The organism is Micromonospora sp. RB23, assembly GCF_053585025.1.
Genome location: NZ_CM132111.1, coordinates 6,328,659 through 6,345,875, shown reverse-complemented (window position 1 = coordinate 6,345,875; position 17,217 = coordinate 6,328,659). Strand labels below are relative to the sequence as shown.

Here is a 17,217-nt window from a genome sequence, read left to right as displayed (position 1 = left end):
ACGCTGTCCCGGCGTCGTCCGGAACCGGGCGGGCTCGGCGGTACGGTGGCGGGATGAGCTGGACGCCGGCGGTGCCTGACCAGGCGGGCGCGCCCCCGTCGGACGGGAGCACCGTGGCCTCCGACCAGGCGGGCGAGGCCCCGACGGCCGGGAGCCCTCGCGACTCCGACCGGGTGGGCGCGGCGCTGTCGGACGCGAGCACCGTCGCCGCCGACCGGGCTGGCGAGGCGCTGTCGGACGGGCCCGCCGCCACGGCCGTCTCGGCTCCGGGTGTTGCCGGTGGGCCCGACCGGAGCACGGTCCGGTTGGCGCTGGTGGTGGGTGGTCTGGTGCTCGCCGTCCTGCTCGGGTTCGGTCTCGGTCGCCTGAACGGCGGCACCAGCGTCGGCGGCGGCCCCACCGGCGGCGCGGCGCTGACCCCCGACCACACCCACCCGGCGGGCACCGCTGCCCACGACCACGGTTCCGTCGCGGGAGCCGACCAGGGTGCTGCCACGGAACCCGGTGGATTGTCGGTCAGCTCGGCCGGCTACACGCTCGTGCCACTGGGCACCGAGTTCCCGGCGGGCCGCCCCGGGCAACTGCGCTTTCAGGTACGCGACGCGCAACGTCGACCGGTCACCCGCTTCGCCGTCGTGCACGACAAGCCGATGCACGTCATCGTGGTCCGACGGGACCTGACCGGCTACCAGCACCTGCACCCGACCATGACACCGGACGGCGTCTGGTCGGTGCCGGTGACCCTCGCGCAGCCCGGCGTCTGGCGGGCGTACGCGGACTTCACCGTGGTCGCCGACGACGGTGGTCAGAGCGCCGTGACGCTCGGCGTGGACCTGGTCGTGCCGGGCGCGTACGAGCCGCGTCCGCTACCCGCGCCGGCGACCTCGACGACGGTGGACGGGTTCACGGTCGGCTACCAGGGCAGTCCGCAGGCCGGGGTGACGGTGCCACTGACCTTCCGGATCGACGGGCCGAACGGTGGCGCGGAGCTGGAGCGCTACCTCGGCGCGTACGGGCACCTGGTGGCGCTGCGCGAGGGCGACCTCGGCTACCTGCACGTGCACCCCGAACCAGAGTTGGCCGACGGCCAGGTCAAGTTCTGGTTGACCGTCCCCAGCCCCGGCCGTTACCGCCTCTACCTGGACTTCCAGGTAGCCACCAAGGTCCACACCGCCGAACTGACCCTAACCGTCCCCTGACCCCGGCCCCCGCCGTCCCCCCGTCGCCGGGTTGATCATGAAGTTGTCGCCGCTCGCGTCGGCGTGTCGTGGCGCTAACTTCATGATCAACGGCGCTGTGGGGCGCTGGGGGAGGAGCTGGGTCAGCCGGCGCGGCGGGTGGGGCGGCGGGCCAGGTAGCGGAGCAGGTCGCGGATGTGGTGCTTCTCCTCGGCCGGGACGGTGGGGTCGGCCAGCCGGTCCAGGATGGCGCGAACGTCGGCGTCGACCGGGCCGTCGTCGCTGCGCCGGCGGGGCGCCGGGCCCGCGTCGGGCAGTCCGAGAGCCCGGAACGCGGCCGCCACCGGCAGATCCAGGGCGGCGCAGAAGCCACGTACCTTGGCCAGTTCGGGGTAGTCCTGCCAGTCACCGGCGAGCCAACGGAACACGGTCGAGCGGCCCACACCCGTGTGCGCGGCGAGATCGGTCACGGTCCATCCACGCTCGTCCCGGGCGTCGTCGATGGCCCGCCGGACGAAGCGGGCGAACGCCATCTGCGGTGTTACGTCTGCGGAACCCATCCGGTATGTCTTTCCCTCCCGGCCGAGCACTGGGAAGATGCGCCTCCGAGCGTAGTACGCCGAGGATCGGAAACCACTGACTGACCGCACAAACTGTCCCATCGGTGAGACTCCACCTCGGGCAGTATTCGGACCGGTACCGAGCGATCATCATCGTTCTTCCACTAAGCTCGGTGCCCGTCCCGGCACGGCGCACACGCGCCTGCCGCGTTCGTCCGGACCACCGCCGAGGAGCACCATGGCCGAATCGCGCCGTCCGCAGCCGTACCAGCCCGGTGCGGTGAGCCTCTTCTTCGTCGCCAAGGCCGGCGTCTTCGCCGCCGGGTTCTGGATCTGGTTGCTGATCCTGGTGCTCCGCACCGACGCCGCGACCGGCGCCCACGTGCTGGCCGCCACCGGCGCGATCACCACCACGCTGGTCGCCGTCGTGCTGGGCGCCCGGATGGCGTTGCAGCAGAACGCGGCCGTCCGGCACGCCGAGACGAAGAAGCTGCTCGTCGACATCTCCTGGAACGCGTTCACGGCCGCCGGCAACGCGGAGAGCTCGGGAAAGGTGGTGCCCTTCCCGAGCAGCTCGATCGAGGACGACCGCTCGACACGCAGCGGCGCGGACCGGGTGTCGGTATTCGACCGTACCGGCGGCCGGGACCGGGGCGGCAGCGCCGACCGCCGACGCTGAAGCCCGGGGCCTGCGGCAGGCCGGACGAAGACCGCTAGGCGACGGGCTCCGCGTCGGCGGCCAGAAGGACCTCCAGCCGGGGCGTGACCTGCCACTGGTCGACCAGCTCGCGGTACTCCGTGTGCCGCAGGTCGACGGCACCCGTACGACGGGCGCGGATGAGCAGGTTGCGGGGAGTGTGCTGAGAGTCGACGAACTCCACCACCTCGGCCCGGTAACCGTGCGACCGCAGCAGCCCGGCGCGCAGCGCGTCGGTGAGCACGTCGGCGAAGCGCTCGCGCAGGATGCCCTGCCGGGTCAGCAGCTCGTACGGCGCCGGGGTGGGCTGCGCGCGTAGCTGCTTGGCGAGGTCGTGGTGGCAGCAGGGCGCGGCGAGAATCCAGCGGGCCTGCCAGCGCACCGCGCGGGCCAACGCCTCGTCGGTGGCCGTGTCGCAGGCGTGCAGCGCCAGCACCAGGTCCGGGGCCGGGTCGACGACCGCCTCGGCGATCGTGCCGGCAACGAAGCTGACCTTGTCGGCCCAGCCCAGTCGCTGCGCCAGCTCGGTGTTGCGCCGGCGCTGGTCCTCCCGGACGTCCACGCCGACCAGCTCGACATCGAGCCCCCGGCTGGCGAGGTAGCGGTACGCCGCGAAGGTCAGATAGGCGTTGCCGCAGCCGAGGTCGACCACCCGCAACGGACCGGTCAGGTCGTCGGGCAGGGTCGCCGCCAGGGCCCGCAGGAACGCGTCGACCTGGCGGCGTTTCGCCGCCGAACCCCCGATCTCGGCGAAGATCGGGTCGCCGGGATCGAGCAGGTACTCCTTCGCCCGGTCGTTTCCACCCGGCTCTGCCGCCGGTCGGGCCGTCGCCGCGCGGTGCACCTGCGCCTCGCCGGACTTCGTCACCCGGAGTTGGAGGGTCGCGTCGGCCGTCTCCACGTGCCAGTTGCCGAAGGGCTCGGCCAGGAGTTCGTCGACCGCCGCGTCGGCTTCGGGGCCGGGTGCGACGTTGCGGGTGTACGGGCGTACACCGTCGGAGGTGGCGATCTGCAGCCGTGCGCCGGCCTTGAGCGTCACCGGCCGCAGCTCGGCCCGTACGACGGTGGGGCGGTGGCCCCGGCGACGCCCGGCGGCTACCGCCCGGGTCAGCGCGGGGTCGAGCAGCAGGGCACGGACCTCGGTGAGGGCGGCATCCAGTGGTTCCGGCATCGTTCCATCTTCGGCAGGTGGGTGGGCAGAAGGCGACATCCCCCGTGCCGCTCGCGCGGTGCGGGGGATGTCGGATGGATCTCGTTGCGTCAGTCCGCGGTCGCCTCGGCCGGCGTACCCCCGCCGGAACCGCCACCACGACGGCGCCGGCGGCGGCGCGGCTTCGACGCCTCGCCCTCGGCGGCGTCGGCGGACTCGACGGGCGCCGCGTCGGCCGAGATCACCGCGGTCGGCTCACCGGTCACCGTCTCGCCGGCCCGGCGGCGACGCCGGCGGCGCGGGGTGCGGGTGCCCTCGTCGCCAGCGGCGTCCGCGGGCGCTTCGGGGGCCGGCGTGCCGGCGTCGGTGCGGTCCCGGCGACCGTCGCCCCGACCGCGTCGCTCGCCCCGGCCCTCGCCACGGCTCTCACCGCGTCGGGAGCCCCGGCCGCCGCTGTCACCGCGGCGGGAGCGCGTCGTACCGCCCAGGTCTTCCTCGATCTCGGCGGACAATCCGGCGCGCGTGCGCTCGGCGGTGGGAAGGGTGCCGGTGACCTCGGTCGAGATGTGCAGGTCGGTGTAGAGGTGCGGGGAGGTGTGGTACGTCTCCGGCGGCTCGGGCATCTCGAGACCGAGGGTCTTGTCGATGATCCGCCAGCGCGGCATGTCGTCCCAGTCGACGAAGGTCACCGCGACGCCGGTCGCCCCGGCCCGGCCCGTACGACCGATGCGGTGGGTGTAGGTGTCCTGGTCTTCCGGGCAGTCGTAGTTGATGACGTGGGTGACGCCGGTGACGTCCAGGCCCCGGGCCGCGACGTCGGTCGCGACCAGGATGTCGATCTTGCCGGCGCGGAAGGCCCGCAGGGCCCGCTCCCGGGCGCCCTGGCCGAGGTCACCGTGAACGGCGGCGACCGCGAACCCCCGGAAGTCGAGATCCTCGGCGACCCGGTCGGCGGCCCGCTTGGTACGGGTGAAGATCATGGTCAGCCCGCGGCCCTCGGCCTGGAGGATGCGCGCCACCACCTCGACCTTGTTCATCGAGTGGGTGCGGTAGACCAGTTGCTGGGTCTGCGGCGACGGCCCGGTCTCGGCGGTGTGCCCGGCGTGGATCGTCATCGGCTGGCGCAGGAAGCGCCGGGACAGTGTGACGATCGGGTCCGGCATGGTCGCCGAGAAGAGCATCGTCTGCCGGTCTTCCGGAAGCATCGCCAGGATCTTCTCGACGTCGTCGAGGAAGCCCAGGTCGAGCATGCGGTCGGCCTCGTCCAGGACGAGCGCGCGCACCCGGTCGAGGCGGAGGTGCTTCTGCTTCTGCAGATCCATCAGCCGGCCGGGGGTGCCGACCAGAATCTCGACGCCCTTGCGCAGCGCGTCGATCTGCGGCTCGTACGCCACGCCGCCGTAGATCGGCAGCACGCGGACGCCGCGCGTCCGGCCGGCGGCGGCCAGGTCCTTGGCGACCTGGATACCCAGCTCGCGGGTCGGGACGACGACAAGCGCCTGGGGGACGCCGTCGCCGCCCTCGCTCGGGGCGAAGACGCGCTCCAGCAGGGGTACGCCGAAGCCGAGGGTCTTGCCGGTGCCGGTGGGCGCCTGGCCGATGAGGTCGACGCCGCGCAGCGCGATCGGGATCGCGTACTCCTGGATGGCGAAGGCGCGGGTGATGCCGGCCGCGGCCAGCGCCTCGACGGTCTCGTCGCGGGCGCCGAGGGCGGCGAAGGTGGGTGCCTCCGGTCGGACCGGGGCGGTGGGGGCCAGTTCCTGGCCGTCCATCAGATCTTGAGTCAGCTCGCTCATGTGGATGTGGGGGTGCCCTCTCGTGGGTGCGCCCCGTCATGTCCTCAGGGCGCGGTCGGTATGACGCGGGCCACACGGTCGGCGGCTGACTGCCGAGCCGGACCGGGCCGCACGCGCGCCGCGGGCTGAACGTCGATCAGATCGGCGCCCACGGCAACTGCTCTATGCTACCCGAACAGGCAAGCTCACGTCCCGATTCCCGATCGGCCAGCCGCCACGCGGGGCGACTAAATGTGAGCTGCCTCACACGCGGTAGCCTGCGCTCGTGTCCACCGCCGGCTCCGCCGTCCCCGACCTGCTGGGCCTGGTCGCCTTCGGCGAACTACTCGCCTTCGAACGCATGGTCGCCGATGCGCGCCTCGCCCCGGACCTGCGCCGGCGCGTCGCGTTGAACCAGATGGCCGCGGCCGAGATCGACAACTACCGGCGGCTCGCCGACCGGCTCGCCGCGCTGGGTGTGCCGCCGGAGGAGGCCATGACGCCCTACGTGCGGCCGTTGCAGGCGTACCACGACTCCACCGAGCCGCGGGACTGGGCCGAGGTCGTTACCAAGGCGTACGTGGGCGACGCCATCACCGACGACTTCATCCGGGAGATCGCCGACGCCCTGGACGGGCCCGACCGGGTGCTGGTGCTCGACGTGCTGCACGACTCCCGGTACGCGGAATTCGCCGCCACCGAGATCCGGGCGGCCGTCGCCGAGGATCCGCGGGTGGCCGGCCGGCTCTCCATGTGGGCCCGGCGACTGGTCGGGGAGGCACTGTCCCAAGCCGGCCGCGTCGCCGCCGAACGCGCCACGCTCACCACGCTGATCACGCAGGCCGACCGGATCGACGTACCCGGCCTCTTCGCGCGGCTCACCGCGGCGCACACCGCGCGGATGGCCGCCGTCGGACTGAACAACTGAGCGCGCGTCCATGCGGTTCCGGCCCGCGGCAGGTGGCCCGACGGCGACCTGCCGCGACAGCCGGACCGGTCAGCGGACGGTGAAACCAACCGCTCGGGGGGACGCCTCGGCGATCTCGACGTAGGCGACCTTCTCGACCGGAACGATGACCCGCCGGCCCTTCTCGTCGGTCAGGGAGAGCGTGCCGCCGTTACCGGCGAAGGCGTCGGTCACGATCTGCTCGATCTCGGCCGGCGACTGCGCGCTGTCCAGAACCAGCTCGCGCGGCGCGTACTGCACGCCGATCTTGACCTCCACTGTGCCTCCTCAACTGGGCGATAACCGCCCTGCGAAGGCTATCCGATCACGGGGGCGGCGGTCAGGCTGACTCACCTTGCAGCGGGAAGCTCGCGATGCCCCGCCACGACAGCGCCGCGACCAGCGCCTCGGCCTCCGCCTTCGGCACCTGCCGGCCCCCGGCCAGCCAGAACTGCGCGGCCGTCTCCGCCGCGCCGACCAGCCCGGAGGCGAGCAGCTCGGCGTGCGACCGGCTCACGCCCGTGTCGGAGATGATCGTGTCGGTGATCGCCGCGATACAGCCCTGCTCGACCCGCTCGACCCGCTGCCGTACCGCCGGGTCGTTGCGCAGGTCCGACTCGAAGACGAGGCGGAACGCCTCGCTCTCGTGATCGACGAAGTCGAAGTACGCGCGGACCGACGCGCTGACCCGTTCCTTGTTGTCGCTGGTGCCCCGCATCGCCTCCTGCACCTGAGCGACGATGGCGTCACAGTGCGTGTCCAGCAGCGCCAGGTAGAGGTCCATCTTCCCGGGGAAGTGCTGGTAGAGCACCGGCTTGGAGACCCCGGCCCGCTCGGCGATGTCGTCCATCGCCGCAGCGTGGTAGCCCTGTGCGACGAACACCTCCTGGGCCGCCGCGAGCAGCTGCTTACGACGCGCGGAGCGGGGCAGGCGCGTGGGCCTGCCAGCGGTCTGTGCGCCGTTCCCCACAGCCGTCATGGGATCCTCCGAGTTCTTCGTACGAGCCGCCATTTTCCCCCCAGACCGGGGCGGCCCCCGACCGCGTCGTGGAATTGGCCCGCCGCTGTAACTTATCGCCACTCTCCCCACACGGTAGCCTCAGCGAGGGCGACCAAGGAGCGCGCGGTGAGTGAAACAGGGCAACCCGGAGCCGCCACCCCGGGAGAGCACGGTGACGGAGCGGGTCAGCACGACGACCCGGGTCGTCCCGGCAGCGGGTGGGCACCCTCGACGGGCGGGTGGTCACCGTCCGGCGAGGGAGAAACGGCCGGGGAGCAGGCGCCACGATGGCAGCCCGACCCGGCGTCCGGCTGGCGCACGACCTCCACGAGACACGGTGACCTGCCCGCGCCGCTACCCGGGCTGACCGGCGACGCCGAGCGGCCGGCCCGGGTCAACGGCCACCACACCAACGGCGTCCACCATGGCGAGGCCGAGGTCGACGGTGATGGCGTGGTCAACGGCGTGCACCACGGGGACGCCGAGATCAACGGCGTGGGTCCGTCGTCCGGTCGCCAGACACCGGTGAGCGCGCCGCCGGGGCGGACCACCGACGACCGGCCCGACCTGGGCGCCGGCCGCCTGGCGGTGCCCGCCCAGCGCCCCGCGCCGCCCGCCGAGCAGGGGTCGGGGGAGGCCGACACCGGCCGGGCCCGGCACCTGACCGCGGAACCCACGACGCCGCGCGGCACCCACTGGGCCGATGCCGGCGTGCCCGGCACCGCGCCCCTTGAGGTGCCGCCCGTCGGCACGTCCGCCTCGGGCTTCGAGGTGCCACCCGGTCTCCGGGCGCCCACCGGCGACCGCTCGGCCGTCGACCGCTCGGCCGTCGACGACCCGGCGACCGGATCGCGTGCCCGGCGGGACACCCTCGCGCCAGAGGCTTCGGCCGAGCCGGGGCGCGGCGACGACCCCGAGCCGGAACGGCCCTCCGCCGACATCCGGCGCGCGGGCGAGTCCTCCTCCGTCGAGCCGGACTGGTCCGGGCCCAGTTGGAACCGCCCGAGCTGGGGCAGCGGATGGGCGCCACCCTGGTCCCGACAGGACGGCGAGCCGTCCGACCGGCCGGCGCGGGACGAGTCCGCGCCGGGTTGGGTCGCCGAGCCCAGCGTGCCGTACGAGCCGGTGCGGGCCGAGCCGACCCGTCCGTACGAGCCACTGGCAGCCGAGCCGCCCCGCGCGTACGACATCGCCCCCGAGGCCGAGGCGGCATCCGACCGCGGTAGGCCGTCGCGCCCGTCCTGGGCCGGTGAACCCCCCGCCACCACCCCGGCGGGCGTGCCGCCGGCAGTCTCCCGCTCCGAGCCGGCCGAGCGCCCGTCCTGGGCCGGTGGGCCGACGTCCGAGCCGGCCGCCGCGCCTCCCGGAGACCGTCCGTCCTGGGCCGCGCCGGTGCCGAGCAGCGTGTCGGCCGACCCGGCATCCCGAGCGGGCGTCGCGGACCCCACCCCCACCGGCGGCCCCGGGACGCCTGCGCCCGCCGCGTCGACTGCTGCCGACCGCCCGTCCTGGGCCGGTTCCACGCCGACCAGCGGTCCGCCGGCCGCCGAGCGTCCGTCCTGGGCCGGTGGTCCCGCGCCGACCAGCGGTGCGCCGGCCGCCGAGCGTCCGTCCTGGGCAGGTGGCCCCGCGCCGACCAGCGGTCCGCCGGCCGCCGAGCGTCCGTCCTGGGCAGGTGGCCCCGCGCCGATCAGTGCCGCTCAGGCGGAGCCGACCAGCGGTCCGCCTTCCGCCGAACGTCCGTCCTGGGCCGGTCCGGCGTCGGCGCTCCCCCCGCCGCCGCGCCCACCCTGGGCCGGCGAGTCCGACCCGGCCCCGAGCAGCTTCGGAGCGTCACGCCCGTCCTGGGCCGGTGCGCAGGCCTCCGACGGCACGCCCGCCCGCCCAACCTGGGCCGGCCCCGCGCCGGTGGACCCGTCAGCGCCGGTTGACCCTCCACCCGCGCCCGCCGGACCGCCGGCGACGGTAGTGGACGCGCCGCCGCAGAGCACGCCGTCACCGGCGAAACCGGTCCGGCCGGCGGCCGAGCGTCCGTCGTGGGCGGGAAGCTCGCCGACGCCCGTGGCGAACGCGGCCGGCGAGCGACCGGACTGGTCCGAGGGGCGCATCCCGCCGGCCACGGCGGCCGATCGCCCCTCCTGGCCGGCCAACCGTCCGGTGAGCCCCGCGCGCGCGAGCGAGACGGGTGAGTCGGCCAACCCGGTCCGACCGACCGCGCCGTTCCGGCTCCGGCCGGCGAGCCCCGAGCCACCCGACCCGTCGACCGTCGGACCGGCCTCGACCGCCCCGGCGGCCACCGGTCCGGCCGCGGCCACTGGCGGGCCGGGACGACACGACCGGCCGTCGTCCGCGGCCACCCCTGCGTACGCGGCCCGTCGATCCGCCCCGGACCCGGCGTCGCCGGCCGACCCCGTCGCCGGCGGGCGACGACCCGACACACCGGCGGTACTGCCGCAGCGCGTCCCCGCGCAACCGGACGTGCCCGTCGTGCCGGAGCCGCCAGCCGTGGAACCACCCGCCGAGACCCCCGAACTCGCACGCATCGCCACCCACCTGCGCCGTGACGACGAGCCCGCCCCGTTGCAGGAGCGTCCCGAGGGATTCGACGTCAACGCCATCCTGGACGCCGTCCGGGAGGTGGCCGGTGTCCGGGACGCGGCGCTGCGTCGTACCCCGGCCGGTGCGCACAGCCTCCGGCTGGACCTGGCCGACGGCGCGGACCCCGCCGAGGTGAGCCGACAGGTCGCCCGGCTGCTCCAGGAACGGATGGGGCTCGCCGCCGCACCGCAGAACGTGCCCGGCCTGCCCACCACGCCGGCCGCGCCGGTGCGCCGCCGCGCTGCCGAGCCGCGACCCGCCGAGCCCCGGCCGGGCGGCGCGAAACCCGCCAACGCGCGATCCGCCGAGGCCCGACCTGCCGAGCCGCGCAACACCGGCGCGAATTCGCGTGTCGCCGAGGGCGGCAGTCCCGCGGAGGCCGCGCCGGCGAGCCCCGAGCAGTGGACCGGCTCCGACGCCGCACGCCGGCGGCGAACGGGCGCCCCGCACCGGGGCCGCGCCACGGTCGAGGAGCCCGGCTCGGTCTCGGGTGCGCCCGCCGGTGGGGCCACCGGCAGCCCGGCGACGGTCGGTACGTCGTACTCCGGTGGTCAGGTGACCACGACGGAGTCGGCGCCCTCCCGCCCCCTGGACACCGGCGGCGCGCCGGGGCCGCGCGTGGTCATCGACCACGTGCAGGTCAGCACCTTCGGTCTGGACGCCAATGTGGAGGTACGGCTGCTGGCCGGCGACGGCAGCGCCGCCGGGTACGCGACCGGGCCCGCGGTGGACGGTTACGTGCTGCGGCTCTGCGCGGTGGCCGCCGCCGCAGCCGTCGACGAGTTGCTGCGCGGCGCCGAGAACGCCGAGCGTGGCCGCTGCTTCGTCGAGCACGCGGCGGTGGTGCCGTTCGGCAACTGCGAGGTGGCCACCGTGGTGGTGCTGCTGGTCTGCGACGGCTGGGTCGAGCAGCTCGCCGGCTCGGCTCTGGTGGCCGGCGACCCCCGGCAGGCGGTGGTCCGCGCCACGCTCGCGGCGGTCAACCGTCGGCTGGAGGCGCTGCTGTCCTGAGGGCCCGGTCCACATGGACTGGCCCGTGAGGAGTGCGAGGCAGACTGGAGAAATGAAGCGCGCCACCCTCTGGCCGGACCATCTCCTTCCCGACGCCGGTGTGCCGCCGCCGTGGCCGGGCCGGGAGGTCCGCCTCGACGGCCAGGTCACGTACGTGCGGGACACCCCGGCGACGAGCACGGGCGCGGAGCCGGCGCTGTTCGTGCACGGGCTCGGCGGCTCGTCGCAGAACTGGACCGACCTGGCCGGTCTGCTCGCCGACCGGTTGGACGGCCAGGCCATCGACCTGCCCGGATTCGGGCGCAGCGCCCCGGGTCGGCGTTACACGATCCCGGCTTTCGCCGACCTGGTCATCCGGTGGATCGAGCACTCCGGTCGAGGGCCGGTCCACCTGTTCGGCAACTCGCTGGGTGGCGCGGTCTCGGTCCAGGTGGCGGGGTTGCGGCCGGACCTGGTCCGCACCCTCACCCTGATCTCTCCGGCGCTGCCGTTCCTGGATTTCCGGCGGTCGTTGCAGGGCAGGATGCTGCCGGTGCTGGCGATTCCGGGTGGTGAGCGGCTGGTCGCCCGGCATCTGACGCAGCTCGCACCGGAGGTGATGGCCCAGCAGGTGCTGGAGGCGTGCGTCGCCGACCTCACCCGGATCTGCGATCAGCGCCGGGCCGAGGCGTTGCAGGAGATCCGGGTGCGGTACGAGGAGGCGCACTACGCGGCCGCGTACGTCCGGACGTTCCGGGGTCTGGTCTCCAGCTTCCTGCGGGCGTACCTGCCGGGGTCGGGTTCGCTGTGGCGGCTTGCCGGAGCGGTCCGCGCGCCGACGCTTGTGGTGGGGGGTCGGCAGGACCGGCTGGTCGACGTGCGGGTCGCGCCGCAGACCGCCCGGGTCATTCCGGACAGCCGCCTGTTGATGCTCGACGGTGTCGGCCACGTGGCGCAGTTGGAGGTGCCTCGGCTGGTCGCCCGTGCGGTGGTGGGTCTGCTCACCGAAAAGGGGGACGCCGTCCGGCGGTCCGATCTGGCAGGCTGAGCCGGATGTTCAGGTCCGCTTCCCGCCACCGACGCTTCGCACTGATCGCCCAGTTGGTGGCGGTGGTGCTGGCGATCGGCGCGGCGGTGACCGTGGTCGCCGAGGAGCGGGGCGAGCCGTCCGATCGGTTGACCGCCGAGGAGGCCGCCGCGCCGCCGCTGGTGGCGGGCCCGCTGCCGGTGTCGGTGAGTCCGTCGCCGAGCGCCACGGTGGCGGCGTCCCCGAGCGCGTCGCCGGTGCTGCGGATGCCGGGTGCGGTCCCGAGCGCGGGGACCGGCCGGTTCGACCACGACGACCGTTCCGGTCCGGTCCTGGGCCGCGCGGGTGGGCTGCGTCGTTACCGGGTGGCGGTCGAGTCGGGCAGCGACGAGGACGTGGCCGCGTTCGCGCAGGCCGTCCAGGTGGCGCTCACCGGGCCGGGTAGCTGGGTCGACAGCGGTCGGCTGCGGTTGCAGCAGGTGCCGGGGGATGCTCCCCGGGACTTCACCGTCTACCTGGCGACGGCCCGTACGGCGGGCCGGATGTGCGCGGCGGGTGGGGTCGATATCCGGGTCGACGGGCGGCCGTACACCTCGTGCCGCGCGCCCGGTCAGGTGATCGTCAATCTGGACCGGTGGCGGTTGTCGGTGCCGCACTACGTGTCGGCGCGCGTGCCGTTGTCGGTGTACCGGACGTACGTGGTGAACCACGAGGTTGGTCATCAGCTCGGTCACCACCACGAGCGCTGCCCGGGCGCGGGGCGCCCGGCGCCGGTGATGATGCAGCAGACGCTCTTCCTCAACGGGTGCCGGGTCAATCCGTGGCCGTACGTCGACGGTCGGCGCTACGCCGGGCCGCCGCTCTGAGACACCGGTCAGACGTATTGCAATAATAGAGGCAAAAAGCGGAGAATTGCCCGAATAGTCTGGCACGCTGGACGTCATGACGCCGTCGTCCCCTTACGGCCCGCCCGAGCCGCCCGAACCGCCGGCCGGGCCGGCGTACGACGGCACGCGTCCCACCCTCGTACGGATGCGCCGCCGCCGACGCCGCACTCTGCTGCTCGGCGTGCTCGTCCTCGCCGCCGCCGCCGGCGTGACCGTCGCCCGCACCGGCCAACCGCCGACACACGTACCGCCCACCCCCACGCCGGGCGGCATGGGCGAGGGCGGCGGGGTGGCCCACCCGGTGCCCAGCGACTACCCGTCGGTCGGCGCGGGACGGTTCACCGCCGCCGACGGGGGAACCGCCGTGCACGGTGAGGACGGGCCGCTGCGCCGGTACCGCGTCGTGGTCGAGCGCGACAGCGGCCAGGACGCCGACGCGTTCGCGGCGCGGGTGGACGAGGTGCTGGCCGACCCCCGTAGCTGGATCGCCTCCGGCGAGCTGCGCGTGCAGCGGGTGGCCGACGCGCGGGCCGCCGACTTCACCATCTACCTCGCCACGCCGGTCACGTCGGAGCGGATGTGCGCCGAGGGTGGGCTGACCACCGAGCGGTACACGTCCTGCCGGCTGCCCGGCCGGGTCATCATCAACCTGGCCCGCTGGCAGGAGGCGGTGCCCGACTACGGCGCGCCGTTGGAGACGTACCGCACCTACGTGGTCAACCACGAGGTCGGTCACGAGTTCGGCGCCGAGCACGAGGCGTGCCCCGGCCCGGGCGAGCCCGCTCCGGTGATGCAGCAGCAGACGTACGGGCTCCAGGGCTGTGTGGCGAACGCGTGGCCCTACCTCGACGGCCGTCGTTACGCCGGCGACGTCGTCCCCTGAGTTATTCCCGCTCCCGCATCGCGGACCACGTGTCCTCCCTCATGGCCGAGCCGGGCCCCGGCGAGCAACAATGGCGCGGTTCACACCGCCGATCCCGGGGAGTCCACCGTGTCGTTGCCCCCGCTCGTCGAGCCCGCCGCCGAGCTGACCGTTGACGAGATCCGCCGCTACTCGCGCCACCTGATCATCCCGGACGTCGGGGTGGCCGGGCAGAAGCGGCTGAAGAACGCCCGGGTGCTCTGTGTCGGCGCCGGTGGCCTCGGCTCGCCGGCCCTGCTGTACCTGGCCGCTGCCGGGGTCGGCACGCTCGGCATCATCGACTTCGACACCGTCGACGAGTCCAACCTCCAGCGCCAGGTCATCCACGGCGTGTCCGATGTCGGCCGATCGAAGGCCGAGTCCGCCGCCGCGTCGATCCGCGAGATCAACCCGCTGGTCAACGTGGAGATCCACAACACCGCGTTGGACCGGGAGAACGTCCGCGAGATCTTCGCCCAGTACGACCTGATCGTCGACGGCACCGACAACTTCGCCACCCGCTACATGGTCAACGACGCCGCGGTGCTGCTCGGCAAGCCGTACGTCTGGGGTTCGATCTACCGGTTCGACGGGCAGGCGTCGGTGTTCTGGGCCGAGCACGGCCCCTGCTACCGCTGCCTCTACCCGGAGCCGCCGCCGCCCGGCATGGTCCCCTCCTGCGCCGAGGGTGGCGTGCTCGGCGTGCTCTGCGCGTCGATCGGCTCGATCCAGGTGAACGAGGCGATCAAGCTGCTCACCGGCATCGGCGAGCCGCTGGTGGGCCGGCTCATGGTCTACGACGCCCTCGAGATGGAGTACCGCAAGATCAAGGTCCGGAAGGACCCGAACTGCGTGCTCTGCGGCGAGAACCCGACCGTCACCGACCTGCTGGAAGACTACGAGGACTTCTGCGGCGCGGTCTCGGTCGAGGCCCAGGAGGCGACGCTCGACTCGACCATCACCGCCCTGGAGCTCAAGGAGTGGCAGGACGCCGGCAAGGACATCTTCCTCGTCGACGTACGGGAGCCGGCCGAGTACGAGATCGTCCGGATCCCCGGCGCCACCCTGATCCCCAAGGGCGACATCATCTCCGGTGAGGCCCTCGCCAAGCTCCCGCAGGACAAGCAGATCGTGCTGCACTGCAAGTCCGGCGTCCGTTCCGCCGAGGCGCTCGCCGCGCTGAAGTCGGCCGGGTTCCGCGACGCCGTCCACGTGCAGGGCGGCGTGCTCTCCTGGATCAAGCAGATCGACCCGTCGCTGCCCGCGTACTGACCGGCGGAGCCGGGGCGGCCCCTGTCGTCCCGGCTCCGACCCGTCGCGTCAATCGACGCAGATGGCTCCGACCAGACCCGCGCGCAGAGCGACGCAGCCATTTCCGGCTGGCCGATTCCCCGAGGCGGGATCGCGTCTGCGCAGGTAGCGTCTCCGCCGTGGTCGACTTGGAAGCCGCGATCGGGTTCGTCGTGGCGCACGGGGACGCGGTGGAACGCGCCCGCCTCTCCTGGCTGCGCAACGGCACGCCCCCACCGCCGGAGCTGTTGGACGCGGCCGAGGTCGGCCAGTCACCCGACGGCGGCTGGCCGGCGACCTGGGGCGGCGAGGTGGCCTCGGTCGACGCCACGTGTTTCCGGCTCGTCGAGCTGGACGACCTCGGCGCGCTGGGTCGTCCCGCCGCCCGGCGTGCGCTGGACTGGTTGGCCTCCCGGCAGCAGCCCGACGGTGGGTGGGACGAGGACCTCTCGTTGGCCGGCTCGGCGCCCGAGTGGGCCCGCCCCGGTGACCCGGAGGCCAAGCTCTTCCTTACCGCCAACGCCGGCTTCTGGCTCACCGTCGCCGGCCTGGACGCCCGCGCCTCGGGTCCGCTCGATCACCGGGTCGGTGGGGCGTACGCCGGTGTGGTGCAGGCCGCGGCCCAGTCGATCGTCGCGCGGCTACGCCCGGACGGGAGTTGGCCGTCGTTCCTCGCCGCCGGCTGGCTGAGCGCGGCCGTCCTGCACCGGCAGGACATGTTCCAGGAGTCGGCGCGGATCCAGGTGGTGCTCGCCGAACGGATGGCCACCATGTCGGCGGGCGACGTGGCGTGGCTGGCGGCCACGCTGCGCCGGGTCGGCATCGACTCGCACGACTGGGTGATGACGCGTGCCCTGCGGCGGCTCGCCGAGACCCAGCGCAGCGACGGCGGGTGGGAGAGCGACGACGGCCACCAGTTCGACGTGCACTCCACGCTGTCCGCGATCCGGGCCTGCCGCCCCGCCGACTAGCGCACGTGCCCGTCGCCGGTGACGACGTACTTGGTGCTGGTCAGCTCGGGTAGGCCCATCGGCCCCCGGGCGTGCAGCTTCTGCGTCGAGATGCCGATCTCCGCGCCGAAGCCGAACTCGCCCCCGTCGGTGAACCGGGTCGACGCGTTCACCATCACCGCCGCCGCGTCCACCCGGGCCACGAACGCGCGGGCGGCGGTCGTCGAGTCGGTGATGATCGCCTCGGTGTGCCCGGTGCCGAAGCGCCGGATGTGCGCGACCGCCTCGTCCAGCGAGTCCACCACCGCCACCGAGATGTCGGCCGACAGGTACTCCGTGGCGTAGTCCTCCTCGGTGGCCGGAACGACGGCGGCCGAGTGGGCGGCCACCGCGGGGGAGCCGTGCACGGTCACGCCGGCCTCGGCGAACGCGGCCAGCATCGGCGGCAGGAACGCGTCGGCGACGTCCGCGTGCACCAGCAGCGACTCGGCGGTGTTGCAGGTGGAGAGGCGCTGCGTCTTGGCGTTCAGCGTCACCGCGACGGCCTTGGCCAGGTCGGCGGCGGCATCGACGTACACGTGGCAGTTGCCCACCCCGGTCTCGATCACCGGCACCGTCGACTCCTCGACCACGGTCCGGATCAGCGACGCGCCACCGCGCGGGATCAGCACGTCGACGAGCCCGCGGGCGCGCATCAGCTCCTTCACCGAGTCGCGGGAACCGGCGTCGAGCAACTGCACCGCGTCGGCCGGGAGGCCGCTCTCGGCGACCGCGTCCCGCAGCACCGCGACCAGCGCGGCGTTCGAGTGTGCGGCCGACGACGACCCCCGCAGCAGCGCCGCGTTGCCGGACTTGAGGCAGATGCCGGCCGCGTCGACCGTCACGTTGGGCCGCGCCTCGTAGATGATGCCGACCACCCCGAACGGCACCCGGATCTGGCGCAGTTCCAGCCCGTTGGGCAGGGTGGACCCGCGGACCACCTCGCCGACCGGGTCGGGCAGCGCGGCCATCTCGCGCAGCGCGTCGGCGATGCCGGCCACCCGGCCCTCGTCCAGGGCGAGCCGGTCCAGCACGGCCGCGCTCAGCCCGGCCTCGCGTCCGGCCGCCAGGTCCGCCTCGTTCGCGGCGAGGATCTCCGGGGTACGCGCCACCAGCGCGTCGGCCATCGCGACCAGCGCGGCGTCCTTGACGGTACGGGTGGCCACGGCCAACTCGGCGGCGGCGTCCCGCGCCCGTCGCGCCTGCTCAACGACGCTCATCATCGACTC

General features: G+C 73.9%; 15 protein-coding genes. 9 read left to right on the top strand and 6 right to left on the bottom strand.

The window, feature by feature from the left end:
• Positions 1-53 precede the first annotated feature (53 nt).
• Positions 54-1,199: a hypothetical protein gene (locus ACTFTM_RS28970; RefSeq protein ID WP_449563496.1), complete on the top strand. Its 1,146-nt coding sequence runs from the start codon at positions 54-56 to the stop codon at positions 1,197-1,199.
• Positions 1,200-1,321: 122 nt separating this feature from the next.
• Here ACTFTM_RS28970 and ACTFTM_RS28965 read toward each other — a convergent pair whose 3' ends face one another.
• Positions 1,322-1,738: a helix-turn-helix domain-containing protein gene (locus tag ACTFTM_RS28965; protein ID WP_433535825.1), complete on the bottom strand. Its 417-nt coding sequence runs from the start codon at positions 1,736-1,738 to the stop codon at positions 1,322-1,324.
• A 238-nt stretch (positions 1,739-1,976) separates the two neighbouring features.
• On the opposite strand from ACTFTM_RS28965, the gene ACTFTM_RS28960 reads away from it, so the two are divergent.
• Positions 1,977-2,417: a hypothetical protein gene (locus tag ACTFTM_RS28960; RefSeq protein ID WP_449563495.1), complete on the top strand. Its 441-nt coding sequence runs from the start codon at positions 1,977-1,979 to the stop codon at positions 2,415-2,417.
• Positions 2,418-2,451: 34 nt separating this feature from the next.
• On the opposite strand, the gene ACTFTM_RS28955 is transcribed toward ACTFTM_RS28960, so the two are convergent.
• Both ACTFTM_RS28955 and ACTFTM_RS28950 read right to left on the bottom strand, forming a co-directional pair.
• On the bottom strand, positions 2,452-3,606 hold the full coding sequence (locus ACTFTM_RS28955; protein ID WP_449563494.1) for a class I SAM-dependent methyltransferase: 1,155 nt from the start codon (positions 3,604-3,606) through the stop codon (positions 2,452-2,454).
• A gap of 89 nt (positions 3,607-3,695) precedes the next feature.
• Positions 3,696-5,381, bottom strand: a complete 1,686-nt coding sequence (locus tag ACTFTM_RS28950) for a DEAD/DEAH box helicase (protein WP_449563493.1) — start codon at positions 5,379-5,381, stop codon at positions 3,696-3,698.
• A gap of 265 nt (positions 5,382-5,646) precedes the next feature.
• Here ACTFTM_RS28950 and ACTFTM_RS28945 point away from each other — a divergent pair, with 265 nt between their 5' ends.
• A complete protein-coding gene (locus tag ACTFTM_RS28945; protein ID WP_449563492.1) occupies positions 5,647-6,288 on the top strand; it encodes a ferritin-like fold-containing protein in 642 nt (213 codons plus the stop codon).
• A gap of 69 nt (positions 6,289-6,357) precedes the next feature.
• On the opposite strand, the gene ACTFTM_RS28940 is transcribed toward ACTFTM_RS28945, so the two are convergent.
• Together ACTFTM_RS28940 and ACTFTM_RS28935 are read right to left on the bottom strand one after the other, a co-directional pair.
• Positions 6,358-6,585 carry a DUF3107 domain-containing protein gene (locus ACTFTM_RS28940; protein ID WP_030329796.1) on the bottom strand — a complete coding sequence of 76 codons (228 nt, stop codon included), beginning with the start codon at positions 6,583-6,585 and terminating at the stop codon, positions 6,358-6,360.
• Between the two features lie 61 nt (positions 6,586-6,646).
• Entirely contained in the window at positions 6,647-7,285 is a 639-nt protein-coding gene (locus ACTFTM_RS28935) for a TetR/AcrR family transcriptional regulator (RefSeq protein WP_355053367.1), read from the bottom strand.
• A 147-nt stretch (positions 7,286-7,432) separates the two neighbouring features.
• Between ACTFTM_RS28935 and ACTFTM_RS28930 the strand changes: the two genes are divergently transcribed.
• From ACTFTM_RS28930 to ACTFTM_RS28905, 6 genes are all read left to right on the top strand, one after another.
• Positions 7,433-10,915 carry a hypothetical protein gene (locus ACTFTM_RS28930; RefSeq protein ID WP_449563491.1) on the top strand — a complete coding sequence of 1,161 codons (3,483 nt, stop codon included), beginning with the start codon at positions 7,433-7,435 and terminating at the stop codon, positions 10,913-10,915.
• A 52-nt stretch (positions 10,916-10,967) separates the two neighbouring features.
• Positions 10,968-11,942, top strand: coding sequence for an alpha/beta fold hydrolase (locus tag ACTFTM_RS28925; RefSeq protein WP_449563490.1), 975 nt, complete (start codon positions 10,968-10,970; stop codon positions 11,940-11,942).
• Positions 11,943-11,947: 5 nt separating this feature from the next.
• Positions 11,948-12,787 carry a DUF3152 domain-containing protein gene (locus tag ACTFTM_RS28920; protein WP_449563489.1) on the top strand — a complete coding sequence of 280 codons (840 nt, stop codon included), beginning with the start codon at positions 11,948-11,950 and terminating at the stop codon, positions 12,785-12,787.
• A gap of 76 nt (positions 12,788-12,863) precedes the next feature.
• Positions 12,864-13,691 (top strand): DUF3152 domain-containing protein, encoded by an 828-nt coding sequence (locus ACTFTM_RS28915; RefSeq protein ID WP_449563488.1) that lies wholly within the window; start codon positions 12,864-12,866, stop codon positions 13,689-13,691.
• A 108-nt stretch (positions 13,692-13,799) separates the two neighbouring features.
• Positions 13,800-14,981, top strand: a complete 1,182-nt coding sequence (moeZ, locus tag ACTFTM_RS28910) for an adenylyltransferase/sulfurtransferase MoeZ (RefSeq protein ID WP_435208186.1) — start codon at positions 13,800-13,802, stop codon at positions 14,979-14,981.
• 107 nt (positions 14,982-15,088) lie between these two features.
• Positions 15,089-15,970 carry a prenyltransferase/squalene oxidase repeat-containing protein gene (locus tag ACTFTM_RS28905; RefSeq protein ID WP_449566760.1) on the top strand — a complete coding sequence of 294 codons (882 nt, stop codon included), beginning with the start codon at positions 15,089-15,091 and terminating at the stop codon, positions 15,968-15,970.
• Here ACTFTM_RS28905 and ACTFTM_RS28900 read toward each other — a convergent pair.
• Positions 15,967-17,208: a glutamate-5-semialdehyde dehydrogenase gene (locus ACTFTM_RS28900; RefSeq protein ID WP_449563487.1), complete on the bottom strand. Its 1,242-nt coding sequence runs from the start codon at positions 17,206-17,208 to the stop codon at positions 15,967-15,969. The two genes, ACTFTM_RS28905 and ACTFTM_RS28900, sit on opposite strands and share 4 nt — an antisense overlap.
• Positions 17,209-17,217 lie beyond the last annotated feature (9 nt).